Genomic DNA, 25779 nt, shown 5'->3' with positions numbered 1-25779 from the left:
CGTCAAGATTGCGTTATTCCGAACATAAATACCTCGCCGGAATGGTGAACCGGGCCGACCTTCGGTTTTCCTGACTAGTGCGTCTGGTCAGCAGAGAGGCCCGCCCCCGATGAAGTCGTTCCGCTCGCCCGGAACCGGTAAGACCCGCCGCCGCACCCTGCGCGCTGTCCCGGTCATCGCCGTCACCACCGTGCTCCTCGCGGGTGCCGCCGGCGCCTACGCCGTGAACCCGCACCAGAGCCGCACCGGCAGCCGCACCCAGACGACGTCGACCGCGACCACCACCACGTCGTCCACCAGTTCCACCACCACGGCCGCCGCCACGTCGTCCACGACCGCCGCCACCGCCGCGGCCACCGGCTCGGTGTACTACGTCTCACCCAGCGGCAGCGACAGCGCCGCCGGCACCAAGGCCGCCCCGTGGAAGACGATCGCCCACGCCCAGTCCACGGTCAGCGCCGGCGACACCGTGTACTTCCGCGGCGGCACCTACGCCTACACCGCGGCGAACAAGACCTGCTCCAGCCAGACCGCCCTGGTCGACGCGATCACCCTGAGCAAGAGCGGCAGCTCGGGCAAGACCATCAATTACTACGCCTACGACGGCGAGAACCCGGTCTTCGACTTCTCCGCGATGAAGGACGACTGCCGGATCAAGGGATTCAACGTCACCGGCAGCTACATCCACCTGAAGGGTCTCGAGATCCAGGGGGTTCCGCAGAACAACAGCGTGAACCACGAGAACTGGGGCGTGTACATCACCGGCAGCAACAACACGTTCGAGCAGCTCGACATGCACGACCACATGGGCCCCGGGCTGTTCATCAAGAACGGCGGCAACAACCTGGTGCTGAACAGCGACTCGCACGACAACTACGACCTGTACACCTCGAACGGCGCCGGTGAGAGCGCGGACGGGTTCGGCGCCCACATCGCGGCGAACAACCCGGGCAACGTGTTCCGCGGCGACCGCGCCTGGAACAACTCCGACGACGGCTTCGACCTGATCAACGCCTACTCGTCGGTGACCATCGAGGGCTCCTGGGCCTGGAGCAACGGCTACATCCCCGGCACCACCACGGCCATCGGCAACGGTAACGGCTTCAAGATCGGTGGCTACGGCGGCGTGTACGACGCCAACGCGGTCAAGCACACGGTGAAGTACTCGGTGGCCTTCAACAACCGGTCGGCCGGCTTCTACGCCAACCACCACCCGGTCGCCAACGACTACATCCACAACACCAGCTACAACAACCACCCCGACTACAACATGCTCGGCATCACCTCGAGCGGGGCGGCCACCGGCCTGGGCAACCTGACCGACAACATCGCCTACGCCGGCACCCTGACCAGCAACATGACCGGCACCACGGTCAAGAACAACTCCTGGAACCTGAGCTCCACGATCTCCTCCGCGGACTTCAAGAGCCTGACCACCACCGGCTGGGACGCCGCCCGCCAGTCCGACGGCAGCCTGCCGGTGCTGACCAGCCTGCACCTGAACAGCACCAGCTCGCTGTTCGGCAAGGCCAGCGACACGAGCACGACCAGCAACATCGGCGCCTTCTGACGCGTCGCACCACCGGGCCCGTGCGGCCCGCCCGGGACTCCCGGGCGGGTACCGCACGGGCCCGCGTCGTTCCTGCTCCGTCACTCCTGCGGGCCCTAAACACCGCCACGTCGTGAATCCCCCGTGCGCCCGGCCGAGAGGGCACCTGCCTCCGGCAGCCCGCCGGAGGTGGACACCGGAAACGGGACACGGGGAACGGGGAACAGGACGACGTGAAGACCTCCAGGGTGCGTACCGCGCTGACCAGCCTGCTGGCCGCCACCGGCCTGATCCTGGGCACAGCGGCCACCGGCACCGCGGCCACCGGCGCGGGCTCCCGTCCGACCGTGATCTTCGGGCCGGGCGAGCCGTCGGCCGCCTCGGCGGAGGTCTGCGCCGACGACACCTGCGCGAGCACCGACCGCGACCTCACCCTGGTCTGGTCCAGCGCCGCCGGCACGGCCGGCTGCCGGTTCCGCCTGGTGATCGACTGGGGTGACGGCTCCGCCGCCCAGACCGTCGACCTGACCGGCACCACGAAAGCGACCAGCTGGCCGGTGGCACACACCTACCCGGGCCGGGTGGCCGCGCGCCGCCCCTACCCGGTCGACGCCCGGGCCACCGTGACCCGCGACGCCCGCTCCCGCGGCTGCACGATCGAGTCCGCCGCCCTCACCTTCACCCTGCTGTGCACCGACCGGCAGCTCAGCGGGCCGGACTGGGACGGCCGCTGGCCGGGTGGCAACCGGGACGTCGCGGCGCTGAACGACACGTTCCGGCCCCGGGTGGAGAAGTTCGTGGCCGCGCTGGACGCGGCGGGCGCCACCGTGACCCCGCAGTCCACGCTGCGCTCGCCGCAGCGTTCCTACCTCATGCACTTCGCCTACCTGGTGGCCCGGCAGCAGCTGGACCCGCAGGACGTGCCCGCCTACGCGCCGCTGCCCGGGGAGAAGAGCCCGAAGATCTGCTGGACGCACCGCGACACCACCGGCGCCGTCGACGGAGCGGAGTCGGTGGCCGCGGCCCGCGACCTGCTCACCGCGCTGGGCGTGGACCGTTCGCTGCGCACGGCACCGGCGCTGCGCAGCCGGCACAACGCCGGGGACGCCATCGACATGAAGATCTCCTGGACGACGAAGCGGCTGCGGGTCCAGGACGCCGGCGGCCACATCGTCACGATCGCCTCCGGCCCCCGCGACGGCACCAACGCCCGGCTGATCGACGTCGGCGCCGGATACGGCGTGAACCACTTCAGCCCGGTCGCGGTCGACCGCAACCACTGGTCGAGCGACGGCCGCTGACCGGCCGGGGCACCGATCAGGAGAGCGAACGCGTACGGACGACGTCGAGCCGGGCGGCGTGCACCGTGAGCACCGGTCCGGTGGCGTGCGGACGCACCCGCGGGTCGACGTGCACCCCCGATCCCGGCGCCCAGGCGAACGCCCTGATCCACAGCCCGCCGGAACGGATCTCGTCGCGATGGGCGGTCAGGTCCACCTCCAGGTCGCGGCCGGACCAGAACTGGTCGGCGATCATCCGCTGCCCCGCGTAGAGGCGCAGCGCGTCACCGGTCCAGGTCACGCGCAGCACGAGTTGCCCGTCCTGGCCGAGGTTCTCGTCGAGCGGCTCACCCGGCAGCGGCAGCGCGACCGGGTCCAGGGCGGCGAAGTCGCCGTCGGTGGGCGCCGAGAGCCGGCCCGCGCTGCCGCCGGTGCGCACCGGGGCCGTGAGCACCTGCCCGAAACGCGGTGCCTGGAGAGGATGCGAGACCGAAGCACCCGGCACCCGGTGGCGGCTGAACACCGGCCCGGCGGGTTCCTGCGCGGGCTCCTGCGGCAACGCCAGCGGCGGGCAGGCCCGGACCACCTGGTCTCCCGAAGGCAGCACCACCCGGAAACCACCGTCGAACCAGGCACTTCCGGGCCAGATCAGCAGGGTCTCGCGGCCGGCGACCTGCCCCTTCCAGAGCGCGTCGGCCGCGGCCTCGTCGAGGAACACCAGTGTGGTGCGCCCGGCCCGCACCACACAGTCCGGGCCCGGATCCCGCAGCGGCCGGGCGATCACCAGATCACCGGCGACCTCCAGGTCGGCGCCGGAGATGTCATCCGGGGCAACGCCTTCGATCTGGAGCTCGACCGGGATCCCGGGAACGGCGGCGAGGACGACGAGGCTTCCGTCGTCCGAAAGCAGTTGTGTGACGGGCTGGGCGGTGGCGGTGAGGGCGGGGATCTCACCGACCGCCTGACGTACCGGCCAGGTGAAGTAGGCACCCGGTCGCAGCCCCACCGGCTCGCGCGGAACCGTGACATTCCGCTCACCGAGCCCGATCTCGAAGCGGACGCCGTCGACGGCCGGCAGCGGTTCGGCCGCGGGCTGATGGTTGTTCACGAAGAGAAAGCCACGGGAACCGTTCGCGCGCACCGACCAGCGCACCCCGTCGGGTTCCGGCAGAACCGCCGGGGCGGTGGCCAGTTCGGCGCCGAACGCCTGGAGGAACAGGTGCTGGCGGCGCAGCCGGTGGAAGTGTGGGCGCTGAGCGCCCGCGGCGCCGATCGGGGCGAAGAAGTCGTAGTCGAGCACCGGCAGGTCGTTCGGGTAGCCGGTGGCCTGGGACTCCTGGGTGCCCGCCAGCTCGCCCGGCACCTGGGTGGCACCGTGGTACAGGTAGTAGCCCTGCCAGGCCGAGCCGCTGCCGATCTTCGTCAGCGCCAGGGCCGCCACGTCGTCGGGGTCCACCAGAGGACGGCGATGGTAGGCCACCTGCATCCCGCCGCCCAGTTCGCAGGTCGCGAACGGCCACGGATCCTCCTCCCCCGCAGCATCTTCCACGACGTCTTCCACGCCCGGAGCGGTCCGCAGATCGGCACCGACGGAGAGGTCGTCGCGTCTCGTGCTGAACGAGAAGTGCATCGGGCCGAAGTCCGGCCAGCCGGTGGCCGACTCCTCCCAGAAGCCGTCCGGGTAGCCGGCGTACACCGGCAGCACCCGGCCGCGGGGCAGTCGCGCCCCTCCCCAGCCCGTCGCCGTCCACAGGGGCGCCCGCAGGCCCGCCGCCTCCGCCATGGTGCGGAGGGTGCCCAGATGCCCCGGCTGGTCGTACAGTTCGTTCTCGATCTGCACGCCGATCACCGGCCCGCCCCCCTCATCGGAGAGGAACAGCCCTTCCAGCTGCTCCCCGATCGCCGCGTACCAGTCGCGCACCGGGGCCAGGTAGGCGGGATCGTCGGTGCGGTGGTGCACCGGCAGTTCCTGGAGCCAGTCCGGGAACCCGCCGTTGCGCGTCTCGCCGTGCACCCAGGGCCCGATCCGCACCACCACGTCCAGCCCCACCTCCCCGGCGGTGCGCACGAACCGCCGCAGGTCGAGGTGCCCGTCCCAGCGCACCCGCCCCCGCACCTCCTCGTGCAGGATCCACACCACGTAGGCCGAGACCACCCCGACGCCCCCGGCCCGCATCTTGCGCAGCTCACGTTCCCAGTTCCCGGGCCGGTCACGGCTGTAGTGGTACTCCCCCATGACCGGTATCCACGGCTCACCCGACCGGGTGAGGTGGCGGCGGGTCACCGCGATGCCCGCGCCGCCCAGGTCGAGCGGGGCGCTCTCGGGCGCGGGCACGGGCGGCACCGTCAGGCGCCGGACCGCAGGTTCGGGCGAAGGGCGGTTCATGAGTCGACGGTAGGCGCTCCCTCGCCCGGCGTGACGAGACTCTTCCCACAAGATCAAGATTTGACTAGTTCAAGACAAGCCGGGGAGCTATGCTCGGGGCCTTGCGGTGCCCCTGGCCGAGAATCGCGCAGCGGCGGTTCTTTTCCGGCTCCGCTCCCCCACTCCCCGTAGAGCGCGCCGTCCGGTCCGGTCCGGCTCCCTACGGCGGTCACTGGCACCGTCGCCGGTACGTCCCCGCGCCCACCCTCACCGGTGGGCCTCCAGGAACACGAGAAAGAGAACCCGGCTGTGTCTCTCATCAACTCCACCGTCAAGCCCTTCAAGGTCAACGCCTACCAGCAGGGCAAGTTCATCGAGGTCACCGACCAGGACCTGCTCGGCAGGTGGAGCGTCATCGTGTTCTACCCCGGTGACTTCACCTTCGTCTGCCCCACCGAGCTCGAGGACCTGGCCGACATCTACGACCAGTTCCAGGCCATCGGCTGCGAGGTGTACGGCGCGTCGACCGACAGCCACTTCGCGCACAAGGCCTGGCACGAGACGTCCGAGGCGGTCGGCAAGGTGCAGTACGCCCTGCTCGCCGACATGACCCAGGAGCTCTCGCGCAACTTCGAGGTGCTCATCGAGGAAGACGGCCAGGCGCTGCGCGGCTCGTTCGTGATCGACCCCGAGGGCAAGATCCGCACCATCGAGGTCAACGACGGCGGCATCGGCCGTAACGCCTCCGAGCTGCTGCGCCGGGTCAAGGCCGCGCAGTACATCACCGCGCACCCGGGCGAGGTCTGCCCGGCGAAGTGGGAAGAGGGTGCGCAGACCCTGACCCCGTCGCTCGAGCTCGTGGGCAAGATCTGATGCTGGAGGCCGGCCTCAAGGCCCAGCTGAGCGCCTACCTCGAAAACCTGCGCACCCCGATCGAACTGGTCGCGACGCTCGACGACGGCAGGGCCTCCCAGCAGACCCGGGAACTTCTGGACGACATCCGCACCTCGAGTGCGAAGGTGACCGTGCGGGAGGAACCGGACGCGGACGTCCGTCGTCCCTCGTTCCTCATCACGAAACCCGGTGAGGACGTGGGGGTCCGGTTCGCGGGCGTGCCCCTCGGGCACGAGTTCACCTCGCTGGTGCTGGCTCTGCTGCACGTGGGTGGGCACCCGCCGCGGCACGACGCCGAGCTGCTCGACGCGGTGAAGGCCCTCACCGGGCCGCTGCACTTCGAGACGTACTTCTCGCTGACCTGCCAGAACTGTCCCGACGTGGTGCAGGCGCTGAACACGATGAGCGCGCTGAACCCCGCCGTCACGCACACCGCGATCGAGGGCGGCGCGTTCGCCGCGGAGGTGGCAGAGCGTGAGGTGCTGAGCGTGCCCGCCGTGTATCTCAACGGTGAGCTGTTCGGGCAGGGACGCATGGAGCTGGCCGAGATCGTGGCCAGGCTCGATTCCGGCAGCGCCGACCGCGAGGCCGGGCGGATGGACGGGAAGGACACCTTCGACGTGCTCGTCGTCGGTGGCGGCCCGGCCGGTGCGACCACCGCGATGTACGCGGCCCGCAAGGGAATTCGCACCGGGCTGGTGGCCGAGCGGATCGGTGGCCAGGTGCTCGACACCGCGGGGATCGAGAACTTCCCGTCGGTGCCGCACACCGAGGGCACCCAGTTCGCCGCGGCCCTGGAGCGGCACGTGCGTGAGTACGAGGTCGACGTGATGCCCCGGCAGCGCGCGGCCAAGCTGCACGCGGCCGTCGACGGCCTGGTCGAGGTCGAGTTCGAGACCGGTGCGGTGCTGCGCTCACGCACCGTCGTGGTGGCGTCCGGCGCCCGCTGGCGCACCATGGACGTGCCGGGTGAGCAGGAGTACCGCAACAAGGGCGTCACCTTCTGCCCGCACTGCGACGGCCCGCTGTTCAAGGGTAAGCCGGTCGCCGTGATCGGCGGCGGCAACTCGGGTGTCGAGGCCGCCATCGACCTGGCCGGCCTGGCCTCGCACGTCACCCTGCTGGAGTTCGGTGACGCGCTGCGGGCGGACGAGGTGTTGCAGCGCAAGCTGAACAGCCTGCCGAACGTGACCGTGGTGACCGGCGCCCAGACCACCGAGGTGACCGGTGACGGCCGCAGGGTGACCGGTCTGACCTACCGGGACCGGCCCTCCGGGGATTCCCGGAACCTCGCCGTCGAGGGTGTTTTCGTGCAGATCGGCCTGCTGCCCAACACCGACTGGGTGAACGGGGCGCTGGAGCTGAACGATCGCGGCGAGATCGTGATCGACGCGCGGGGCGCCACCAGCGCGCCGGGCGTGTTCGCGGCCGGGGACTGCACCACCACCCCGCACAAGCAGATCGTCGCCGCGGCCGGCGACGGGGCGAAGGCCGCCCTCAGCGCCTTCGACCACCTGATCCGCACCACGGCACCTGCCTGATCCCCGCGGAGATGACGGACGGCGCCGGGCTCTCACAGCCCGGCGCCGTTCCCCGTTCTGCCCGCGGTGATCGCTCAGGCGCTGAGATGCAGTGAGGCCATGCGCTTCTCGATCTCGCTCTCGTTCTCGCCCTCCACGACCACCTGGAGCCGGGCGTCGACGGACGACGAGGCCTCGCCCGGGCGCTCGCTCTCGCTGACCGTGACCAACCAGGACGGCCGGGCGGCCCGGTCGTAGCCGAGCCGGGGCCCGGTCTCCAGCAGCCGGCCGGACTGCTGCCGGATGCGCCGCAGGTAGGTCTCGCCGGGCAGCAGACCGGCCCCGAGGAGGCAGGCGGCGCGGGCCTGGTCGATGCCGTAGGTGTGCAGGATCGACTCCTTCACCAGTCCGCCGCTGCCCCGGCAGGCCACCTCGCCGGCGACGAACTCGCCCTGCGGGGTGCGGAACATCTCCAGGTGCATGATGGTGGCGCCGTGCGCGGTGGCGGCGCGCGCCGTGAGAGCTTGCCCGTAGGCCACCAGGAAACGGTGGTCTTCGGAGTCTTCGTCGAGCATGACCGAGGCCAGGTTGTGCCGGGCGAAGTGGTGCGGCGGGTGCAGGTAGCGCGACGTGGAGATCATGATCGGCGCACCGTCTCGCGCCAGCATGTCGACGTGGTACACGTCGCCCTCGACGAAGCGCTCCAGGATGAGCTGTGAGGCGTGCAGCCGCTTCAGCACCTCGGGCTCGGCGGCCAGCCAGGCGGCGGCCTGGGCGCGGTCCGAAAGCGTCTGCACGCTGACCGATCCCGAGCCGTCGCGGGGCTTCAGCACCACCGGGCCCAGTTCGTCACAGGCGGCCAGCACGTCGGCGCCGCTGGTGGGCACCCGGTGCTCGACCGCCGCGACCTCGGTGCCCTGCACGGTGAGACCCGCGAACAGCTGCTTCATCAGCACCTTGTCGCGGAACAGGACGGCCGACGCCGAGCCGGTGCCCGGGATGCCGAACAGTGTGCGGGCCTCGGCGGCCCGCATCACGTCGGCCTCGGAGTTGGAGAAGACGGCCTGCGGTGCCCATTCGGCGCAGACCTGGAAGAGGTGCCGGGTGGTCTCCGGCGCGTGGTAGTCGGCCAGCACGTCGCGCCGCACCCCGGGGGCGATCGCGCTGTCGGGGCGGACGGTGGCCGCGCCGGTGATGATGCGCACCTCGACCCCGGGCGCCGCCTCCATCAGCCAGCTCTCGAACGGGGCCACCGAATTCGGCTGCTGAAGAACCAGGACACGCATGCGACGAAAACCCCAGACACGGAAGGAGACCCGGACGGACGTGCGGTCCCAGCATGCTGTGCCGGGCCGGGCCGGTCAACACGCCCGCGAGGTGGTCTCACGCTACGAGACCGGCCCGTCAAACCCCCGGCGCCGAAACGGTCTTGGCGACCTTCGCCGTGACCGTTGTACCTCGGGCCCTGGCGTGTCACCGTCGTGCTGTGCTGATCCTCGCCGCCCTGTCGGCCGCCCTGCTCTGCCTGGCCGAGACGCACGACGCGGCCTCACACCCCGCTGTTCCCGGCCGGAAGCCCCTGGCGGCCGCGCTCTTCTGCGCGCTGGTGCTGCTGGTCGCGATCCAGGGGCTGGTCGCGATCCTGCCCGGTGGTCCGGTGCGGCGCGGGGCGGCGGCGCTGGTGCTGCTGATCGGCTTGCAGTGGCTGGTGCGGGCTGTGGTGCGGCTGCTCGGGCGGCCGGACGGGCCGGCGGGAACCCCGTTCGCGGGTGTTCTGGCGGGCGGCGTGGAGATCGTGATCGCTTGCAGCGCGGTGTTCTACGCCGTCGCGCCGGGTGGGGTGCCGTGGGGGTGGTACGGGCTCGCCGGGTTCGGTGGGGTGTGCGCGGCGCGGCTGCGGCGGGTGGGACCGGACGTCTCCGCGCCGGTCGTGCCGGAGCGGGCCGCGCGCCCGGCGATCCCGCCCGGGGCCGGGGCGTCTTCGGCCCGGGCGCGATCCACGGTGATCCCGGTGATGAAACTGGTTCTGGCCGTGGGGCTCACCGCAGTGGGAGCAGCCGGGTCCGGTGATCCCTGGATCGCTCTGATCGCCACCGCCACCGTCACCCTGGCCGCCCTCCGGCTGCGCGCCTGGCCCGGCACATCCCGGGCAGCCGCCCGGGCCGGCACCTCGCCGGCCGGGTTCCTGCTCGGCGACACCGCCCTGACCTGGCCGGCCACCGGCGTCCACGTGGTGGCAGCCGGGTCGCTGCCCTCCGCGTCGTGGCTCACCGGCCTGCTGCTGGCGGCCCTGCTCGTGCCGTTGTTCGGGGTGGCCACCCGGAGCCGCTGAAAGATCCTGCCGGTCAGACGGTCTCCAGCACGAAGATCTCCATGAGCCGCCCGATCAGGGCCTCGGCCTGGCCGGGACGCTCCACGGCGAGGAACACCCGGATCGCCGCCGTGCCACGGCGGAAGTCGCCGATCGTGTCGCCCACGGCCACGAACGACTCGACCTCGAGCACCTCGGGCAGCACCCGGAAGTCGCTCTCCCGGCTGATCGCCGTCACCCGCCCGGACCGCAGGGGCAGATCGACGAGGACCACCGTGCGCGGGTCGGTGACCGGCTCGACGACGGGCACCCGGCCGGCCGAGATGTCGGTGAAGGCCTGCCACAGGTCCACCCCGTGCTGCCAGCGCACCAGGTCGGTGACACCGTCACCGCCCGGGCGGCAGGCGATTTCACCGATCAGCAGGTCGTCTCCACGGCGCAGCACCTCGAGGTGGGTGACCCCGGCGTCGAGACCGAGGGCGCCCACCGCGCGCCGGTGCAGCTCCTGGATCGCAGCGTACTCGGGGGACTGCGGCTCCAGCGCCATCGAACCGGCAACGGCGCCGAACTGCTCCTGCAACGGCGGTACCAGATAGTGAGACACCCCGGAGAAGAGCACCTTGCCCTCGTGCACCACGCCGTCGCAGTGGTACTCGGTGGAGATGTCGACGTACTGCTCCACGATGAGGGGAAAACCTGCGTCGCGCAGACCTTTCGCGCGCTCCTGCGACCCCAGGGCCACGGCCTCGTCGCGGGTGTGCAGCACGAAGGTGTTCTTACTGCCGCCGCCGAAAACCGGTTTCACCACGACCGGCCCGCCACCGAGCCGGTCGAACGCCGCCGGCAGCCGCTCCAGACTCTCCGCGCTGGTCCAGCCGGTCACCGGCAGTCCGGCCGCGTGCAGCGCCTGCTTCATCAGCTGCTTGTTGCTGCAACGCATTCCGACGTCGAAACCGAAGCCGGGCACACCGAACCAGGTGCGCACCAGACCGGCCACGGGAATGCTGCGCTCGGCCGGGCCGATCACGCAGTCGATGCCCTGCCGCTCGTAGATCGCCCGGGCAGCGTCACGCACCTGGTCGAAGCGATAGACGCTGTCCACCATGTGGACATCTGAAACGCTCCCGTAACGGTGCGCGTACTGCGCCTCGGTGATCACCGACACAGTGGCGAATTGCGAGAGTCGCTCCAGCTCGCGCGGCGGGTAGATCTTGGCCGCGTTGATCACGACGGCATGCGGGCGATCGCTGAACACATCTCTCCCTGGGGCGTTTTCGGCAGGCCTGCCGCACCGGCGAACGGGGGTGATTCCGGCCCGCGGGACACACCAGAGAACTCGCCACACGGGCGGGGGACACGGGTGATGACTAAACCGGTTAATCAGTTCACATTTATAACAAGCGTCAGTAAACGCGTCAACCAGTTGAATTTGCCCGGTTCGGCTGCGATATTCAGGCAGCGACCCTCCATGTGCGGAGAGCGACATCTTTTGCGCCAGAACATGTATCGGGGAGATCGATGATCCTGACCGGAAGCGAGATCGTTCGTGAGCGCGCAGCGGGAAGGATCACCATCGATCCGTTCGAGCCCTCACAGGTGAACCCGAACAGCTACAACTTCCGCCTCGGACCGGTGCTTCGCGTTTACACCCAGAGCCCGCTCGACCCGCGCACCGCCAACTCCTACGAGGAGGTCCGGATCCCGGACGAGGGGTACGTGCTGGAGCCCGGCCGGCTCTACCTGGCCCACACCGAGGAGGTGCTCGGCGGCCGTTACTACGCACCGACATTCGCGGCCCGCTCCTCGGTGGCCCGGCTCGGGATGTTCATCAACCTCTCGGCGAGCCTGGGCGACATCGGCTACGAGGGGCAGTGGACGCTCCAGCTGTTCACCGTGAACCGGGTGCGGGTCTACCTCGGCATGAACATCGGCCAGATGATGTGGTGGAAGCCCCAGGGCGAGGTCGACCTCTACGACGGCAAGTACCAGGGCTCGGTCGGCCCACGCTCCAGCGACATCCACCGCGACTTCCACCGGCACCTGGCCCGGCACCGGTTCCCCGGGCTGGAGGCCGAGCCCGATCCCGACCGCACGGGCGCCAAGTTCGCCTCCCTGGCCACGGCCTCGCGCGGGCATCCGGTGCCCCCGGCCTTCGCCGTCCCCGCGTCCGAGTTCGCCGGTGCCGTGGAACCCGCCGCCCTCACCGGGATGCACGAGGTGTTCGGCGAGCTGCGCGCCACCGTCGGGGCTTTCCTCACCGAGTCGATGGACCGGATCAGCCGGATCGCCGAGGGCATCCGGGTGCCCGGCGGCACCCGACGGCTGATCGCCGAGCGGCTGATCGACGTCTTCGGTTCCGGCGCGGGCGATCTCCGGTTCGCGGTGCGCTCCTCCGGGCTGGACGAGGACAGTGCCTCGGGCAGTCTGGCCGGCGTGCACCAGAGCCTGCTGGGGGTCCGGGGCGCCGACGGGGTGGCCGACGCCGTCGAGGAGTGCTGGCGTTCCTACTACTCCCCGCCCGCGGTGGCCGCGCGGGTCCGGGCCGGCGACTTCGACCCGATGCCGCGGCTGGCCGTCTTCGTGCAGCGGATGGTCGACCCGGAGCTGGCCGGCGTGGCCTTCACCGGGCTGGACGGCGACTCCTCGGTGGTCACCGTGGAGTACGTCGAGGGCCTGGCCGAGCAGCTGGTGGCCGGGACCGCGCAGGCCACGTCCGTCACCTCGGCCGACCTGAACAGCCTCGATGCTCAGCACAGAACAGACGTCGACGACTCGCACCGGCCCGCCCTCACCGAGGTGATCACGCTGGCCCGCCGGCTGCGCACAGAACGCGGCCACGACGTCGACCTGGAGTGGGCCGCCACCACCGAGCACGGCCGTCCGGCGGTGCACGTGATCCAGGTGCGCCCGGTCACCGCCCGGCGCACGGCGGGCGGTCCCGGCGGCCCGGCCGGCCTGTGGACCTCGCGGCTGTACCACGACCAGCTCCCGCCCGGCGCCGCCCTGCACGAGGTGGAAGCCGTGTACACCGGCTACACCGCCAAACGTGGCCCGGCACACCAGCTCGCGGCCTCCCTGGGGGTCACGACCGGCGCCGGCTGGGTGATCGGCTTCACCCCCCGCGCCCTGCTCGACCCCGAGTCCGTGCGGCGGCTGGAGACCACCCTGGCCGGGGGCCGGGCCCCGGAGTGCGTGCTCGACCTGGGCGAGACGCTGCGCCAGATCGTCGTCCCCCGCGAGCAGGTGCTCACCCGGCTGCGGCAGGTCACCGGCGGCTTCCCGGCCGACAGCGAGCACGCCGTGCTGGTGCGGGATTTCGTCCGCGGTGACCTCGGGGTGATCTCCCGTGCGGCGGGCGGCGGCCTGGTGGTGGAGTACACGCCGGAGGGGCTGCTCGCGCTCAACCGCGGCACCGCGGGTGCGCAGGCCGTGGTGGTGAACGCCGACGGCGGGATCACCGCACCGCCCGACGCCGGGCCGGTGCTGCGGCACCTGGACACCGTGCGCCGTCTCACCGCGGCGATGGAGCGACGGTACGGTCAGCTCACCCTCGAATGGGTGCTCAGCGGCGACGATCTGGTGTTCGTCGACTACTCCGTGCTGGGCGCCGACCAGATCACCACCGGCGCCGCCGGTGCCAGCATCTCCCCCGGCACGGCGAGCGGCCCGGTGCACACCCTGCACGACGACGAGCTGCTGACCCGCCTGTCGGTGGGCCCGGCGGTCAGCATCGACAGGACCCGGGACGTGACCCAGTACGAGGGTCTGGCCCGGCTCATCGACGAGGTCTCGGCGCTGCCGGAGCCACCGGTGGTGCGCGCCGCCCGGCCGTACGCGGTGCTCTCGGTGCTGATCGGCCAGGTCGCCGGGTTCGTCTTCGACCAGGGTTCCGCCCTGTGCCATCTCGCCATCCTGCTGCGTGAGGCCGGGGTGCCGGCCGTGGCGGCCGGCCTGACGGAGGTCCCGGACGGGGCGCAGGCCGTGATCGCCGACGGATCCGTCACCGTCGTCTCACTGAGCAGGAATCCCGATCCGACCGGCCGTCTCGACGGCTCTCGATGACTCTCGCGATGACTAAGGACCCCCGATTGACTGACGCCTGGATCGCCGTCGGCGGCATCCACCTGCTCAACGGCTCGGCCGCGCTGTCGGCCACCGAACCGGTTGCCCTGCTGCGGGTTCCACCGCCCGCCGAGGAACTGCCGGTGAGCACGGTGGTGGTGCACTGGGACCGGCTGGGCGCGTGCCCGGCGACCGCGCCGGGCACCGGCCGGCGGGCGGTGCTGGAGGGCGCCGGCCTGTTCCCGCACGGTGTGGCCTCCGCCGCCCTGGCCGGGCTGCTGCCCGCGAGCGCGTCCGCCCTGGTGCCGCTGTGCTACCTGACCGGCTCGGCCGAGGAGGGCTACCACGTGTACGCCCAGGTGCGGTTCCTCGCCCAGGACGCCTGTTTCGTGCGGATCACCCCGGAGCCGGTCGGAGCCGGGGCGGTGGAGGAGCTGAACTGGCTGCGCCCGGGCCTGGCCGCGCACGCCGGGCACGCGCTGTTCCTGAACAACCACCAGCGTTACTACCGCAAGGCGTTTCCCGGGCAGGAGCTGGAGTACAAGTACAACCTGGAGCCGGTGCCGGACATCTGGGCGCTCACCGTCGAGCTGAACCGCCGCCTGCACGCCGGTGAGCTCACCGGGTACCTGCCGGAGTACCGCGACGAGTTCCAGGCCTGGGACTACGGCAACCACCTGTTCGAGGTGACCGCACCGGAGGCGGAGCGCGGCTACGTGTCGTTCATCCCGACCACCGACGGCAAGAACCTGATGAAACGCAAGTGGTACGTGGAGGACTCGTTCGCCCGCCGGGAGGAGCACACCTACGGCCTGACGATCGACCCGGCGGACTTCGGCCGGTACGTGCGCACCGAACTGGGTGTCGAGGTGCGTCCCCTGCCCCCTTTCCGCCGGGTGCGCTACGACGTGAACTTCGAGTCGGTGCGCACCGGGCACGTCTACGGGATCTTCTTCGACCGCTGTTCCCTGTACGACGACCCCGACGTGGTGCTGTCGCAGTGCGAGCTGGAGTACCTGCGCACGCGCAGCCCGCTGGAGCCGGACGAGAAGGCGGCCCTGGCGGAGCTGGAGCAGCTCGCCCACTGGCTGGAGGGGTACCTGACCGAGCACGGCCTGCCCGCGACGCGAACCTTCTACTCCAAGAAGACCTTCCTGAAGGACGCCGTGGCCGCCCGGCCCGGGCCGGCGGAACCGGCGTGAGCGGCGCGGCCCGGTGACCGTCTACTGGATGGTGTGGGACGCCGCCGCGCACTGGGTGGTGGACCGGCTGGACGCGCAGGGGCTGCTGCCCTCGGTGCGCCGTCTGCGCGAGAGCGGGGTGAGGGCGGCCGCCCGGCCGCCCTCACCGAACTGCCAGACGCCGCCGTCACTGGCCACCCTGTTCACCGGCACCGGCCCGCACGAGCACGGCGTGACCGGCTTCGCGGTGCCGGCGCCGGAGGCCGGGCCCGGGCTCTCGGTGTCCGGTTTCGGGCCCGTGCTGCGGCGTCCCGCGGTGTGGGAGACAGCCGGTGCGGCGGGTTTTCGCAGCACGTCGGTGCACGCGCCGTGGATCACCGACACCCGCGACGACGACGGCGGGGTGCCGGGCTGGATCGACGGGGCGGTTGAGGCGTACAGCCGCCGCCGGGCCCGGCCCGGGGTGCACGCGGTGGGTCCCGGTCGCACGGTGCTGGAGGTGGCCGGGCACGCCCTGGACGTCGATCCGGTGGCCGGCGGGGTGCGGGTGCGTGGCGGGCGCGCCGCCACCGTGGTCACCGACAGCTGGGTGCCGCTGGCCCTGGAGGCGCGCGACGGGCCGGACGCTCCAGCGGCGCTGTGGCTGCGCCTGGCCACCGTCGAGGGCCGGAAGGTGCTGCTGCACAGCGGTGTCTGGGCGCCGCGCACGGTGGGGCACGACGCGTCCGTGCTGCGGGCGCTGCGTCAGGCCCCCACGTTCTCCGGCGACGGCCTCGGCCCCTACTACCGCGACGGCCGGCTCGGCCGGCGTCTCGTGGACGGTGGCGACGGCAGCGCGGAGGAGGTGTTCCTGTCGTCCGTGGACCGGGTCACCGCGGGTTTCGCCGGGGCGGTCGACCAGGTGCTGCCGCGGCACCGCAGCGATCTCGTGGTGATGTACCTGCCGAGCACCGACGACGTCGGGCACGACCTGATCGGCTGGTGCGACGAGCGCAGCGGCGCGTTCCGCCCGGACGTGGCGCCGGCCCTGTGGCCGCACGTGGCCCGCTGCTACCGGCGGGCCGACGAGCTGCTGGGCCGGGTGCTGCGGCGGGCCGGACCGGACGACACCGTGCTGCTGTGCGCCGACCACGGCGTCGCCGGCACCCCGTGGACGGTGCGTCCGGCTCAGCTCCTGGTGGACGCAGGTCTGTCCGTGTCCGGCCCGGCCGGGCAGATCGACCTGGAGCGGTCGGACTGCTACTACCACCCCGTCAACAACGGATCGGTGTGGGTCCGCCCGCAAGCCGCTCCGGGCGTCCTCCAGCGGGTTGCGGAAGCGCTGGCGCCGCAACGGGTTCCCGGCACCGGGCGGCCGCTGGTGCGCGAGGTGCGGCCGTCCGCGGACGGGCGGCGCGCCGACCTGCTGCTCGACCCGGACTGCCTGCCGGTCGCCGGGCTGGCGGGTGACGGCCAGGCTCTGCACCCGTCGGTCAAGCCGGGCGCTCACGTCACGAACGGTGGCGACGACCGGCTGCACGCGGTGTTCGCCGCCACCGGTCCCGGCCTGGCCCCGGGCGACGACCTGGGCGTCATCGACAACACCTGGCCGGCCGCCCTGGTCCTCGGTCAGCTGCGTGCCTCCCGTCCCCGAGCGACTGCGAGTCAGCCATGAACCTGCGTCTCACCTTCATCGGCACCACCCTGGAGTTCCGGGTGGACCCGGCCGCGGAGGCCGCGTTCGAGCCGGTCCGGCGGTTCTTCCGGCACCTGGTCACCCCGGTCACGAGCGGGGACGACGCAACCGCGGACTACCGGATCACCGTGCTGCCGAGGGACTCGGCGCCGTCCTCGCCCGGCGGCGACCCGGTGGTCATCCGGCGCAGCACCGCCCCGGAGTTCACCTTCGACGCCCTGCTCTCGCGGCACGGCGACCGGCTGGTGTACCGGAACGACGACACCGTGCTGGACGTCCCGGCCGACGCCACGCACGACCGCGACATGAGTGTCGCGATCCGCCCGGCGTCCGCGATCCAGGTCATCGACTTCGTGCGCGACCTGATCATCCGCACCGAGGAGACGGCCGGGACCGTGGTGCTGCACGCCTCGGCCGTGCGCCGCGACGGTGAGGTGTACGCCGTCGCCGGCCCGAAGGGCGCGGGCAAGACCACCACCCTGCTGTCGGTGCTGAAGAACAATAACTGGCAGTACTTCTCGGGCGACAAGCTGTTCTGCCGGCCGGACGGCGAGGGCGGCATCACGGTGCGCGCCTGGCGCGACTACCCCTATGTCGGCGTCGGCACGCTGCGGGCGAACCCGGACCTGGCCCGGCGGGTGCGGGAGGGCGGCCGGCACGACCTGGCCGACCTCGCCGACGGGCACAAGGTGCTGCTCGACCCGGACACCTTCGAGCAGTGGATCGGGGCGGAGTTCGACCCGGCACCGCACCACCTGGCCGGCGTCCTGCTGCCCCGCGTGGTGCCCGGCGAGCCGCTGCGGGTGACGCCGCTGAGCGGGCCGGGCGAACGCTGGTCGGTGCTGAACACGGTGGTGGACCGATCCGTCGACACCACCTTCTTCGGCTGGCAGCACTACCTGGTGCCGGACTACCGCGAGTTCTACGCCACCCTGTCCGGCCTGCGCCCGCTGCTGCCCGGCCTGGTCATGCTGCGCCTGACCGGCACCCTCGACGTGGACCTGGACAGCGTGCTGAAGGCGGCCGGATGACCGCCACCCGCCCGCCCGGCCCGCTGCGGGTGGCGGTGATCGGCCTGTCCGGATCGGGAAAGTCCACCTGTGCCGGCTACATCCGGGAGTGGGCCGCCGGCCGCCGGCTCACCGTCAGCCGGGTGCCGCTGGCCCGCCCGCTGTACCAGCTCCAGCGTCAGGTGTACGCCGCGGCCGGTGTGCCGCTGGCCGACGGCGCCCAGGACCAGGTGCTGCTGGAGCAGCTGGCCACGCAGCTGCGCCGGATCAACCGGCGCAGCCTGGCCGACGACTTCCTGGCCCGGGCCCGGGAGGCGGCCGGCCGGGGCAGCGACGTCATCGTCAACGACGACCTGCGCGACCCCTGGACCGACGCACCCGCCCTGCGGGCCGAGGGTTTCCGGGTGCTGCGGATCAGCTGCCGCGAGGACGTGCGGCGCTCGCGCCTGGCCCGGCGCGGTGACCTGACCCGGGCCGACGGCTCCACGGCCGACCTCGACCGGATCGAGCCCGACGCGGTGCTCGACAACAGCGGCTCGGACCGTTCCGGGTACCGCCACGACGTGTGCACGCTGATGGAGGGCTGGCTGTGATCCTGACCGGGAGACAGATCGCGGCGGCGGTGGCCGCCGGGGACATCCACATCGGGGACTTCAGCCCGGCCCGGCTGGAGCCGAACAGCTACGGCTTCCGGCTGGCCCCCGAGATCATCCAGTACGACCAGCCCGACCTGGACAGCTTCGAGGAGCCGAAGGCCACCCAGATCGTGATGCCGGACGACGGGCTGGTTCTCGAGCCGGGACGCTTCTACCTGGGCGGCACGGTGGAGGCGATGGGCAGCCCGCGGTACGCCGCCACCCTGTACGCCTGCCGGTCGGTGTCCACCCTCGGCATGTGGATCCAGTTCTCCGCGCCGCTCGGGCACTGCGGCGCGATCTTCCCCTGGACGCTGGAGATCAGCGTGGCCTGCCCGGTGCGGGTGTTCCCCGGCATGACCATCGGCAAGCTGGCGTTCTGGGCGATGCAGGGCGAACCCCGCCAGTACGACGGCAAGTACACCGGTTCCACGTCCGCGGTGGCCTCCCGGCTGAGCGAGGACACCGCGCCCGGGGCGGTGCTCTGAATGGCCACGACCGGCCGGGGCACCCGCATCCTGGGCAGGGACGAGCTGCGTGACCTGTCCCGGCGGCGCCCCCTGCGCGCGGCCGGCACCATCGCCTGGCAGTGGGCCGTGATCCTGGCCGCCGCCGGCACCGCCGTGTGGTGGGGGCACTGGTACGGCTACCTGATCGCCCTGGTCGTCATCGCCACCCGCCAGCACGCCCTGGCGGTGCTCATGCACGACGGCGCACACCGTTCCCTGTTCGCCCATCGAGCCCTCAACGACCTGGTCAGCGACCTGCTCCTGGCCTTCCCGCTGTTCGTCAGCACCAGCCTGTACCGGCGGCACCACCTGGACCACCACCGCTACCTGAACACCGAGCGCGACCCCGACCTGGACACCGCGGCGCTGGCGCACACGTCCCAGGACTGGGCGCGGCTGTTCGCCGGCGACGTGACCGGCGTCAACCTGCTCAAGACGGTCGACACCCTCGACCAGTTCTCGCTGCTGCCGGTGCTGCGCGGCGACCGCACCGTGGCGCTGGCCATGGGCCGCGGGCGCCGCAACCTCTTCGTCGGTCACCTGCTCGCGCTGGCCGCCGTGCTCACCCTGACCGGCAGCTGGATCAGCTATCTGCTGCTGTGGATCCTGCCCTCGCTGACCGCGCTGAGCATGATCCTGCGGCTGCGGGCCGTGGCCGAGCACGTCGGCTGCGACCCCGACGGCGGGATCGGCGGCACCCGCACGGTGCTGGCCAACCCGGTGGAGCGGCTGCTGTTCTCGCCCTGCCGGATCAACTACCACCTCGCGCACCACCTCTACCCGAGTGTGCCGTTCTACAACCTCGGGCTGCTGCACCGCCGGCTGATGCAGAACCAGGACGTCCGCGAGCGCGCGCGGATCGCCCGCTCCTACCTGTTCGGCCGGGCCAGTGTGCTCGGTCACCTGGCCCAGGCCCGCCGTGACGGCGTCCCGTCCTGAACCCGATTCTCCTGCGACCCGAGGGATTTCATGCTCACCCCCCTTCTGCTGCCCGCCGTGCCCGGTCACCTCGCGGCCGAGCGGCTGCGTAACGTCGACACCTTCCTGCACGGCCGCGACCTGGACCGGGCCGGGCTGGAGCGCCTGATGCGCTCACGCACCGGCGACGCCGTGCACCTGCTGCTCACCAGCTCACCCGTGCACGGGATCGCCAACGCCACCAGCGACATCGACTTCATCCGGGTGGAGGAACAGGCCCCCGGCGGGGCCCGGATGGCCACCCAGCTGTTCGAGGCCGGTCAGCACCTGGAGGCGGTGTCGTACGGAACCGCCGAGATCGCCGGTGCGCTGGCCGATCTCGGCAAGGCCGCGTCGCTCGAGGCGGCCGACGTGGTGACCGCGCACGCGCACTGGGACAAGGAGCACGAGCTGCGCCGCAAATACCTGGAGCGCCTGGTCAACGGGGTGGCCCTGGACGGCACGTCGCCGTACCTGGAGCACCTGCCCGGCCTGGCCCGGGTGTGGAAGTGGGCGTCGCTGCACACGGCCGTGCGGCACGTGTTCCACCTGCGGCTGGCCGAGGCGTCGGGCGAGCCGCTCGGCGGCGCCGGGTACGCCGTGGGCGCCCTGCTGCACCTGATGGACGCGGCGCTCTCGCACGCCGGTGACGTGTACTCCAACCGCAAGTGGTACCTCCTGCGCTGGCAGAGGTTCGTGGACGGCGGACGGGCGGCCGGTACTCCCCTGGCCCCGCTCGCGGCCCGCTTCGCCGACCTGGAGGCCCGGGTGGCCGACACCCTGCGCGGGCGCGACGGCGCCCTGGCGCCCGCCTTCACCCAGGCCCTGGACGAGGTGTACGCCCTGGCCGGGGAGGGTCACCCGGCCCGGCTGCGGCTCGCACCCGCCACCGGCGCCCAGGAGCTGCCGTTCCTGCCGGGCGCCCGCGCCCTGGTGCACCGCACCGTCTCGTTCTCCGACGGTGTCCCGCCCACCGCAACGGTTCTCGTCACCGACGACGACCTGCCGGGCGACCCGGCCGGTCTCCTCAGTGCCTCCCGGGCCGGGGTCCTGACCCTGGCCCCGGCCTGAGCGCGCTGTCCGCCGTCCACCCTTTTTCTGCCACCGGCCCGAACGGGAGAATCATGCCGCCGTCCCCCGGCACCGCGCAGCTGCCCGGTACCGTCCGTCTCTTCCCCTCCGCGCGCTCCGGGCGCGGGCTGCCCGCCGCGAGCGCGGTGGAGGCCTGGGCCACCGCCGCCTGGCTGCTCGCCGTCGAGGGCCGCGCCTACCTCGAAGACCTGGAGGGCGGCGCGGACCAGCCGCTGCTGCGCCGGGTGGTGCGGGTGAAGCTGCTGGAACTGCTCTACGACATCGACACCCGCCTGGCCGGGTGCCTGCCGGTCGCCGAGGAGCACCAGCTCGCGCTGGCCCTCACCTACGGCCTGCACGACGTCGCCGGTCTCGAGGGAGCCGACCTGGTGGAGGTCTTCGCCCTGGCCGCCGACGACGACGAGACCGACGGCCTGGTGCCGCAGCTGTGGGACCGGCTGTGCGCCGCCTTCCCCGGCGACCTGCCCGACCCGTTGCAGGCCGGCGGGCAGCGCGAGATCCTGCGGGCCCTGCGGCACTGGTCCCGGATGTGCGCCGCCGCCGGCACCGACGCCGGTTTCCTCGAGCCCTTCCTGAAGGACGCGTGAGCGGCTTGGCCGCATCCGGTTTCCTGAACCGCTACGCCGCGTCGTTCGGCCGCAACAAGGCCCTGCTGCTGCGGATGTCCGGCCTGACCGCGGGCGAGGTGAGTGCCGAGGGCGCCTGGATCACCGACGAGAACGGGCGGCGCTGGCTGGACTTCGGGTCGTTCGGGGTGCACCTGCTCGGCCACCGGCATCCCGCGGTGACGGCGGTCGCGCACGCGCAGCTCGACCGGATGGGGCTGTCCGGGAAGATCCTCGGCAACCACGCCGCCACCGCCTGCGCCCAGGCCCTGCTGGCGTCCGGGCCGCCCGGCCTGGACCGGGTCTCGTTCGCCAACACCGGTTCCGAGGCCGTGGAGATGGCGATCAAGCTCGCCGTCCTGGCCACCGGCCGCACCGGCCTGGTGGCCCTGCGCGGCTCGTACCACGGCAAGACCACCGGCGCGCTGCGGCTCTCCGGCTCGATGACCGACCGGCTGCCACCGGAACTGGTGCCATCGGCCGTCTTCACCGATCCGCGTGACCCCGCGGACCGCGAGCGGCTGCGGCAGCTGCTGCGGACCTGTTCGGTGGCCGCGGTGTTCGCCGAGCCGGTCCAGGGCGAGGGTGGCATCCTGCCGCTCGACACCGACTACCTGACCTTCCTGCGCGAGGAGACCCGTTCCACCGGAACCCTTCTCGTGCTCGACGAGATCCAGACCGGGCTGGGCCGCTGCGGCCGCACCTGGCGCTCGGCCACCGACGTGCGTCCCGACCTGCTGCTGGCCGGCAAGGTGCTGGGCGGCGGCCTGCTCCCGGTGGCCGCCGTGCTGTACTCCTCCGGCCGGATCGGCGACAGCAACGCCGACCCGGTGGTGCTGGCGTCGTCGTTCGCCGGCGGCGCGCTCGCCGGTGCCGTCGGCGCGACCGTGCTGGAACTGGTGACCCGAGACGAATTCCTCACCGGCGTCCACCAGCTGGGAGAGCGCACCCGTCACCGGCTGCGGGAGCTGTTCGCCGGCGACGCCCGGATCACCGAGGTGCGCGGCGAGGGGCTGATGATCGGTCTCCAGACGGCCGGGCCACAGGTCGCCGGGCACGTGGTGCTGGAGGCCGCGCGCCGGGGCGTGCTGGTCAGCTTCTGTCTCAGCGATCCCCGGGTGCTGCGCATCTATCCCCCGGCCGTCACCGGTGCCGCCGATCTGGACGACGGCCTGGACCGCCTGGCCGAAGCCGTCGCGGCCACCCCCTTCGACCCCGAGAACGCCTCCGAGAAAGGCCTTTCGCATGCCTAGCGTCCGTACCTCCGTGCTCGTGCCCGGCGCCGACATCGACTACGTGTGGAGCGTGGTGCGCGACTTCGAGAAGCACCCGGACTACATGGCCGACGTGCTGGACATCCGCTTCCTGGAGCGGGACGACGTCACCGCCCTGAGCTCCTGGCGGGTGCTGCTCAACGGCAGCGAGCTGACCTGGGAGGAGCGGGACCACTTCCACCCGCCGCACCGGATCGACTTCGACCAGACGGAGGGCGATCTGGAGGTGTTCCGCGGATCGTGGACGCTGACCCAGACCGACGAGGGGGTGGACGTGGTGCTGGACATCGAGTTCGATCTCGGGATCCCCTCGCTGGCAGCGGTTCTGGACCCGGTCGGGATCCAGGCCATCCACTCCAACTCGCGCAGCATGCTCACCGCGATCAGCGAGCGGCGTCCCGAGCCGGCATCCCGGTGACCGCCGGCCGGATCGTCGTCACCGGCGCGAACGGCGCGGTGGGCAGTGAGTTCCTGGCCCACCTGGCCGACCAGGCCCCGGACGCGGAACTGGTCGCGGTGTTCAGCTCCACGGCCAGCCGGGACTCCTTCCTGGGCCGGGTGCCGCAGGGCCTGGCGAGCGCTCTGCGTTGTGTGGTGCGCGATCTGGGCGACGGCCCGGCCACCCGGGCCCTGGCCGCTGAACTCGGCCCGGCCCGGAACACCGTGCTGGTGCACGCGGCCGCCAACGTCAGCTGGTCGGCCACCCCGCAGGCCGCGCACCACGGCAACGTGGTGGTCACCCGGCACACCGCGGAACTGGCCCGCGCGCTGGGCGCCCGGTTCCTCTACGTCTCCTCCGCCTACACCGCGACCGAGAACTGGCTCTACCGCAACACCTACGAGGCGTCCAAGGCCGAGGCCGAGCGTATGCTCCGGGCCGGGTTCGCCGACCTGGACCTGTCCGTGTTCTCGTGCAGCCTGGTGGTGGGACACAGCCGCACCGGCGAGATCTCGCGCTTCCACGGGATGTATCCGCTGCTCGGGCTGGTGGAGCGGTACGAGCCGCCGTTCCTGCCCGGCGACCGGGACGCCCGCATCGACATCGTGCCGGTCGACTGGGTGGCCGCGAACCTGTGCACGATGACCACGCGGCTGCTGGCGGGCATGCCCGCGTACGACGTGGTGGCCTCGGCGGGTGATCAAGCGCCGACGCTGGGCGAGCTGGTCACGGCGACGGTGACGGTGCTCAACCGGGCCCGCCGCGAGCAGGGCCGCCCGGAGCTGGCCGACGTCCCCCTGGTGCCCTACCGGCGCTGGGACTTCCTGCGACGCTCGGTCACGGCCTGGCAGGTCACCCAGATCCGGATGCCCCATCAGCAGTTCCTGGAACGCCTGGTCGGCATCTACCGGCCCTACCTGGAGACGGCGCTGGTGCGCCCGCCGCAGGGGGTCACGGCGCCCTGCCCCGGCTGGAGCAGCTACCTGGACACCGTGGTGGAGCACTGGCGTGCCCGGTCCCACCGCCCCGCACGGATGGAGCCGGCCCGATGAACCAGGCACTGGACGCCGAACGAGAACGGCGCAGGACGCTTTTCGCCCGGATCCGCGACGAGCGGGACGCCGCGACGGGGTATCTGCGCGACCGGTTCCCGCAGGAGCGGGAGTACCTGGACCGGGCGGCCGGGGAGGTGCGCGACGTCGCCGTCGTGCTGGGCAGCCCGCGCGGCGGCACCAGCGTGTTCAAGCAGACGCTGGCCGGGCTGCCGGGCGCCCTGGCGCTGCCCGGCGAGCACCGGCTGCTGTTCACCCTGCTCGGGCTCAACCATCCCGACCACGGGCGCCCCGACGAGGCGGTGGAGCACGGGCCGCTCGATCCGGAGCAGCGCCGCTTCCTGCTGGGCAACCTGCTGTTCGAGTGCCGGGGCGAGGAGATCGCCGAGCCCACCGCCGACGAGTGGGAGCGGTACGCCTGGGACTGGGCACTGCGGCTGCGCGTGCAGTGGCCCGACACGGTGGACACACCGCTGGAAAAACTGGTCGCGGTGATCAGCGACGCCGTCTCCGGTCACCGGGCCGGCCCGGAACCCGCCCTCGACGTGCTGCGGGCGCTGCGCGCACACGGCCTGCCGGTCGACCCGTACCGCTACGACCTGGACGAGAAGCTGGTGCGGGAGGCCTTTCCCGGCCTTCCGGTGCCGCAGGGGCCGCCCGGCGGGGCGATCGTGGAGATCTCGCCGTTCCTGGCGCTGCGCCCGCAGCGCCGGCCCGAACCCGGGCCCGGGCGGCGGGTTCTGGTGATCAAGGCGTCCAGCGACGCCTACCGCATCCCGCTGCTGCACGACCTGTTCACCGGATGGAACCTGCGCGAGCTGCACCTGACCCGCAACCCGCTGGCGTCCGTCAACGGTCTGCTCGACGGCTGGGACCACCGCTCGTTCTGGCAGCACGACCTGTCCGGCTCGGGGGTGGCGGTGGGCCCCTACGCGGACTGGAACTTCGATCTGTGCGAGGGCTGGCAGGACCTGGTGCGGGGGCCGCTCACCGAACTGTGCGCGCGCCAGTGGTCCGACCCGCACCGGCGGATCCTGCGGCACGCGCACGAGCCGTTGCGGCTGCCGTTCGAGGACTTCCAGGCCGGGGGTCAGCAGCGCCGCGACCTGGTGGCCCGGGCCGCCGCCCACGTCGGGCTCGGGGTGCGGGACGAGAACGCCGACGTGTGGGCGGGTGTGGACCGGCCGCGCCAGGTGAACGTCACCACGGCGCCGGGCAACGCCCGGTGGCTGCGCGAACGTCCCCACCTGCGTGAACTTCTCGGCATCCGGGAGGTGGCCGAGGTCAGCGGGCTGCTGGGCTACGACGTGCGCCGGTACGGGGAATGGCTCTGACGGGCGAACCAGTAGGATTCGCCCTTTCCGCCGCG

21 protein-coding genes are annotated in these 25779 nt (G+C 72.1%); 18 read left to right on the top strand and 3 right to left on the bottom strand.

The genetic code is table 11. The features are described from left to right. Positions 1-109 precede the first annotated feature (109 nt). Together KIH74_RS38115 and KIH74_RS30635 are read left to right on the top strand one after the other, a co-directional pair. Complete coding sequence (locus tag KIH74_RS38115; protein ID WP_214159881.1) at positions 110-1570, top strand: right-handed parallel beta-helix repeat-containing protein; 1461 nt, start codon at positions 110-112, stop codon at positions 1568-1570. Positions 1571-1782: 212 nt separating this feature from the next. Continuing rightward, positions 1783-2850 (top strand): hypothetical protein, encoded by a 1068-nt coding sequence (locus KIH74_RS30635; protein ID WP_214159880.1) that lies wholly within the window; start codon positions 1783-1785, stop codon positions 2848-2850. A gap of 16 nt (positions 2851-2866) precedes the next feature. Here KIH74_RS30635 and KIH74_RS30630 read toward each other — a convergent pair whose 3' ends face one another. Beyond that, the gene (locus KIH74_RS30630; protein ID WP_214159879.1) at positions 2867-5215 is read right to left on the bottom strand and encodes a beta-galactosidase; all 2349 of its coding nucleotides are present in this window, start codon (positions 5213-5215) and stop codon (positions 2867-2869) included. A 288-nt stretch (positions 5216-5503) separates the two neighbouring features. Here KIH74_RS30630 and ahpC point away from each other — a divergent pair, with 288 nt between their 5' ends. Both ahpC and ahpF read left to right on the top strand, forming a co-directional pair. Continuing rightward, positions 5504-6067 carry an alkyl hydroperoxide reductase subunit C gene (gene ahpC, locus KIH74_RS30625; protein ID WP_214159878.1) on the top strand — a complete coding sequence of 188 codons (564 nt, stop codon included), beginning with the start codon at positions 5504-5506 and terminating at the stop codon, positions 6065-6067. Further along, the gene (gene ahpF, locus KIH74_RS30620) at positions 6067-7629 is read left to right on the top strand and encodes an alkyl hydroperoxide reductase subunit F (protein WP_214159877.1); all 1563 of its coding nucleotides are present in this window, start codon (positions 6067-6069) and stop codon (positions 7627-7629) included. Before ahpC ends, ahpF begins: the two co-directional genes overlap by 1 nt. Positions 7630-7703: 74 nt before the next feature. Here the strand turns inward: ahpF and KIH74_RS30615 are convergent, their stop codons facing one another. Further along, positions 7704-8894 carry an ATP-grasp domain-containing protein gene (locus KIH74_RS30615; RefSeq protein ID WP_214159876.1) on the bottom strand — a complete coding sequence of 397 codons (1191 nt, stop codon included), beginning with the start codon at positions 8892-8894 and terminating at the stop codon, positions 7704-7706. 200 nt (positions 8895-9094) lie between these two features. Between KIH74_RS30615 and KIH74_RS30610 the strand changes: the two genes are divergently transcribed. Then, complete coding sequence (locus KIH74_RS30610) at positions 9095-9940, top strand: hypothetical protein (RefSeq protein ID WP_214159875.1); 846 nt, start codon at positions 9095-9097, stop codon at positions 9938-9940. Positions 9941-9953: 13 nt separating this feature from the next. Here the strand turns inward: KIH74_RS30610 and KIH74_RS30605 are convergent, their stop codons facing one another. After that, positions 9954-11174 carry an ATP-grasp domain-containing protein gene (locus KIH74_RS30605; RefSeq protein ID WP_214159874.1) on the bottom strand — a complete coding sequence of 407 codons (1221 nt, stop codon included), beginning with the start codon at positions 11172-11174 and terminating at the stop codon, positions 9954-9956. Positions 11175-11437: 263 nt separating this feature from the next. Between KIH74_RS30605 and KIH74_RS30600 the strand changes: the two genes are divergently transcribed. The 13 genes from KIH74_RS30600 to KIH74_RS30540 are packed head-to-tail and all read left to right on the top strand — an operon-like array spanning position 11438 to position 25744. Then, a complete protein-coding gene (locus KIH74_RS30600) occupies positions 11438-13981 on the top strand; it encodes a dCTP deaminase domain-containing protein (RefSeq protein ID WP_214159873.1) in 2544 nt (847 codons plus the stop codon). An 8-nt stretch (positions 13982-13989) separates the two neighbouring features. Next, positions 13990-15183, top strand: a complete 1194-nt coding sequence (locus KIH74_RS30595; protein WP_372492148.1) for a hypothetical protein — start codon at positions 13990-13992, stop codon at positions 15181-15183. Between the two features lie 13 nt (positions 15184-15196). Beyond that, entirely contained in the window at positions 15197-16816 is a 1620-nt protein-coding gene (locus KIH74_RS30590; protein WP_214159871.1) for an alkaline phosphatase family protein, read from the top strand. After that, entirely contained in the window at positions 16813-17868 is a 1056-nt protein-coding gene (locus KIH74_RS30585; protein WP_214159870.1) for a hypothetical protein, read from the top strand. The genes KIH74_RS30590 and KIH74_RS30585 overlap by 4 nt, the downstream gene beginning before the upstream one ends. Further along, positions 17865-18440, top strand: a complete 576-nt coding sequence (locus KIH74_RS30580) for a hypothetical protein (protein ID WP_214159869.1) — start codon at positions 17865-17867, stop codon at positions 18438-18440. The genes KIH74_RS30585 and KIH74_RS30580 overlap by 4 nt, the downstream gene beginning before the upstream one ends. Continuing rightward, positions 18437-18970 carry a dCTP deaminase gene (locus tag KIH74_RS30575; protein ID WP_214159868.1) on the top strand — a complete coding sequence of 178 codons (534 nt, stop codon included), beginning with the start codon at positions 18437-18439 and terminating at the stop codon, positions 18968-18970. The genes KIH74_RS30580 and KIH74_RS30575 overlap by 4 nt, the downstream gene beginning before the upstream one ends. Continuing rightward, positions 18971-19930, top strand: coding sequence for a fatty acid desaturase family protein (locus tag KIH74_RS30570; RefSeq protein WP_214159867.1), 960 nt, complete (start codon positions 18971-18973; stop codon positions 19928-19930). Between the two features lie 30 nt (positions 19931-19960). Then, complete coding sequence (locus tag KIH74_RS30565; protein WP_214159866.1) at positions 19961-21019, top strand: DUF6001 family protein; 1059 nt, start codon at positions 19961-19963, stop codon at positions 21017-21019. Positions 21020-21072: 53 nt separating this feature from the next. Continuing rightward, positions 21073-21627, top strand: a complete 555-nt coding sequence (locus KIH74_RS30560; protein ID WP_214159865.1) for a DUF6031 family protein — start codon at positions 21073-21075, stop codon at positions 21625-21627. Further along, entirely contained in the window at positions 21624-22898 is a 1275-nt protein-coding gene (locus KIH74_RS30555) for an aspartate aminotransferase family protein (protein ID WP_214159864.1), read from the top strand. Before KIH74_RS30560 ends, KIH74_RS30555 begins: the two co-directional genes overlap by 4 nt. Then, positions 22891-23337 (top strand): type II toxin-antitoxin system RatA family toxin, encoded by a 447-nt coding sequence (locus tag KIH74_RS30550; protein WP_214159863.1) that lies wholly within the window; start codon positions 22891-22893, stop codon positions 23335-23337. Before KIH74_RS30555 ends, KIH74_RS30550 begins: the two co-directional genes overlap by 8 nt. Next, positions 23334-24410 carry an SDR family oxidoreductase gene (locus KIH74_RS30545; RefSeq protein ID WP_214159862.1) on the top strand — a complete coding sequence of 359 codons (1077 nt, stop codon included), beginning with the start codon at positions 23334-23336 and terminating at the stop codon, positions 24408-24410. Before KIH74_RS30550 ends, KIH74_RS30545 begins: the two co-directional genes overlap by 4 nt. Continuing rightward, positions 24407-25744 (top strand): hypothetical protein, encoded by a 1338-nt coding sequence (locus KIH74_RS30540; RefSeq protein ID WP_214159861.1) that lies wholly within the window; start codon positions 24407-24409, stop codon positions 25742-25744. Before KIH74_RS30545 ends, KIH74_RS30540 begins: the two co-directional genes overlap by 4 nt. The last annotated feature ends 35 nt before the right edge of the window (positions 25745-25779 follow it).

Source organism: Kineosporia corallincola (genome assembly GCF_018499875.1).
GTDB lineage: Bacteria > Actinomycetota > Actinomycetes > Actinomycetales > Kineosporiaceae > Kineosporia > Kineosporia corallincola.
The sequence above is the reverse complement of the archived record's forward strand: the minus strand, read 5'-3'. Positions and strand labels throughout refer to the sequence as shown.

What these genes read in the sequence shown, in the direction of transcription:
- KIH74_RS30630 (WP_214159879.1), bottom strand. Translation starts at nt 5,215, where the DNA reads ATGAACCGCCCTTCGCCCGAACCTGCGGTCCGGCGCCTGACGGTGCCG.
- ahpF (WP_214159877.1), top strand. Translation starts at nt 6,067, where the DNA reads ATGCTGGAGGCCGGCCTCAAGGCCCAGCTGAGCGCCTACCTCGAAAAC.
- KIH74_RS30540 (WP_214159861.1), top strand. Translation starts at nt 24,407, where the DNA reads ATGAACCAGGCACTGGACGCCGAACGAGAACGGCGCAGGACGCTTTTC.
- KIH74_RS30560 (WP_214159865.1), top strand. Translation starts at nt 21,073, where the DNA reads ATGCCGCCGTCCCCCGGCACCGCGCAGCTGCCCGGTACCGTCCGTCTC.
- KIH74_RS30570 (WP_214159867.1), top strand. Translation starts at nt 18,971, where the DNA reads ATGGCCACGACCGGCCGGGGCACCCGCATCCTGGGCAGGGACGAGCTG.
- KIH74_RS30615 (WP_214159876.1), bottom strand. Translation starts at nt 8,894, where the DNA reads ATGCGTGTCCTGGTTCTTCAGCAGCCGAATTCGGTGGCCCCGTTCGAG.
- KIH74_RS30600 (WP_214159873.1), top strand. Translation starts at nt 11,438, where the DNA reads ATGATCCTGACCGGAAGCGAGATCGTTCGTGAGCGCGCAGCGGGAAGG.
- KIH74_RS30565 (WP_214159866.1), top strand. Translation starts at nt 19,961, where the DNA reads ATGCTCACCCCCCTTCTGCTGCCCGCCGTGCCCGGTCACCTCGCGGCC.
- KIH74_RS30550 (WP_214159863.1), top strand. Translation starts at nt 22,891, where the DNA reads ATGCCTAGCGTCCGTACCTCCGTGCTCGTGCCCGGCGCCGACATCGAC.
- KIH74_RS38115 (WP_214159881.1), top strand. Translation starts at nt 110, where the DNA reads ATGAAGTCGTTCCGCTCGCCCGGAACCGGTAAGACCCGCCGCCGCACC.
- KIH74_RS30580 (WP_214159869.1), top strand. Translation starts at nt 17,865, where the DNA reads ATGACCGCCACCCGCCCGCCCGGCCCGCTGCGGGTGGCGGTGATCGGC.
- KIH74_RS30595 (WP_372492148.1), top strand. Translation starts at nt 13,990, where the DNA reads ATGACTAAGGACCCCCGATTGACTGACGCCTGGATCGCCGTCGGCGGC.
- KIH74_RS30585 (WP_214159870.1), top strand. Translation starts at nt 16,813, where the DNA reads ATGAACCTGCGTCTCACCTTCATCGGCACCACCCTGGAGTTCCGGGTG.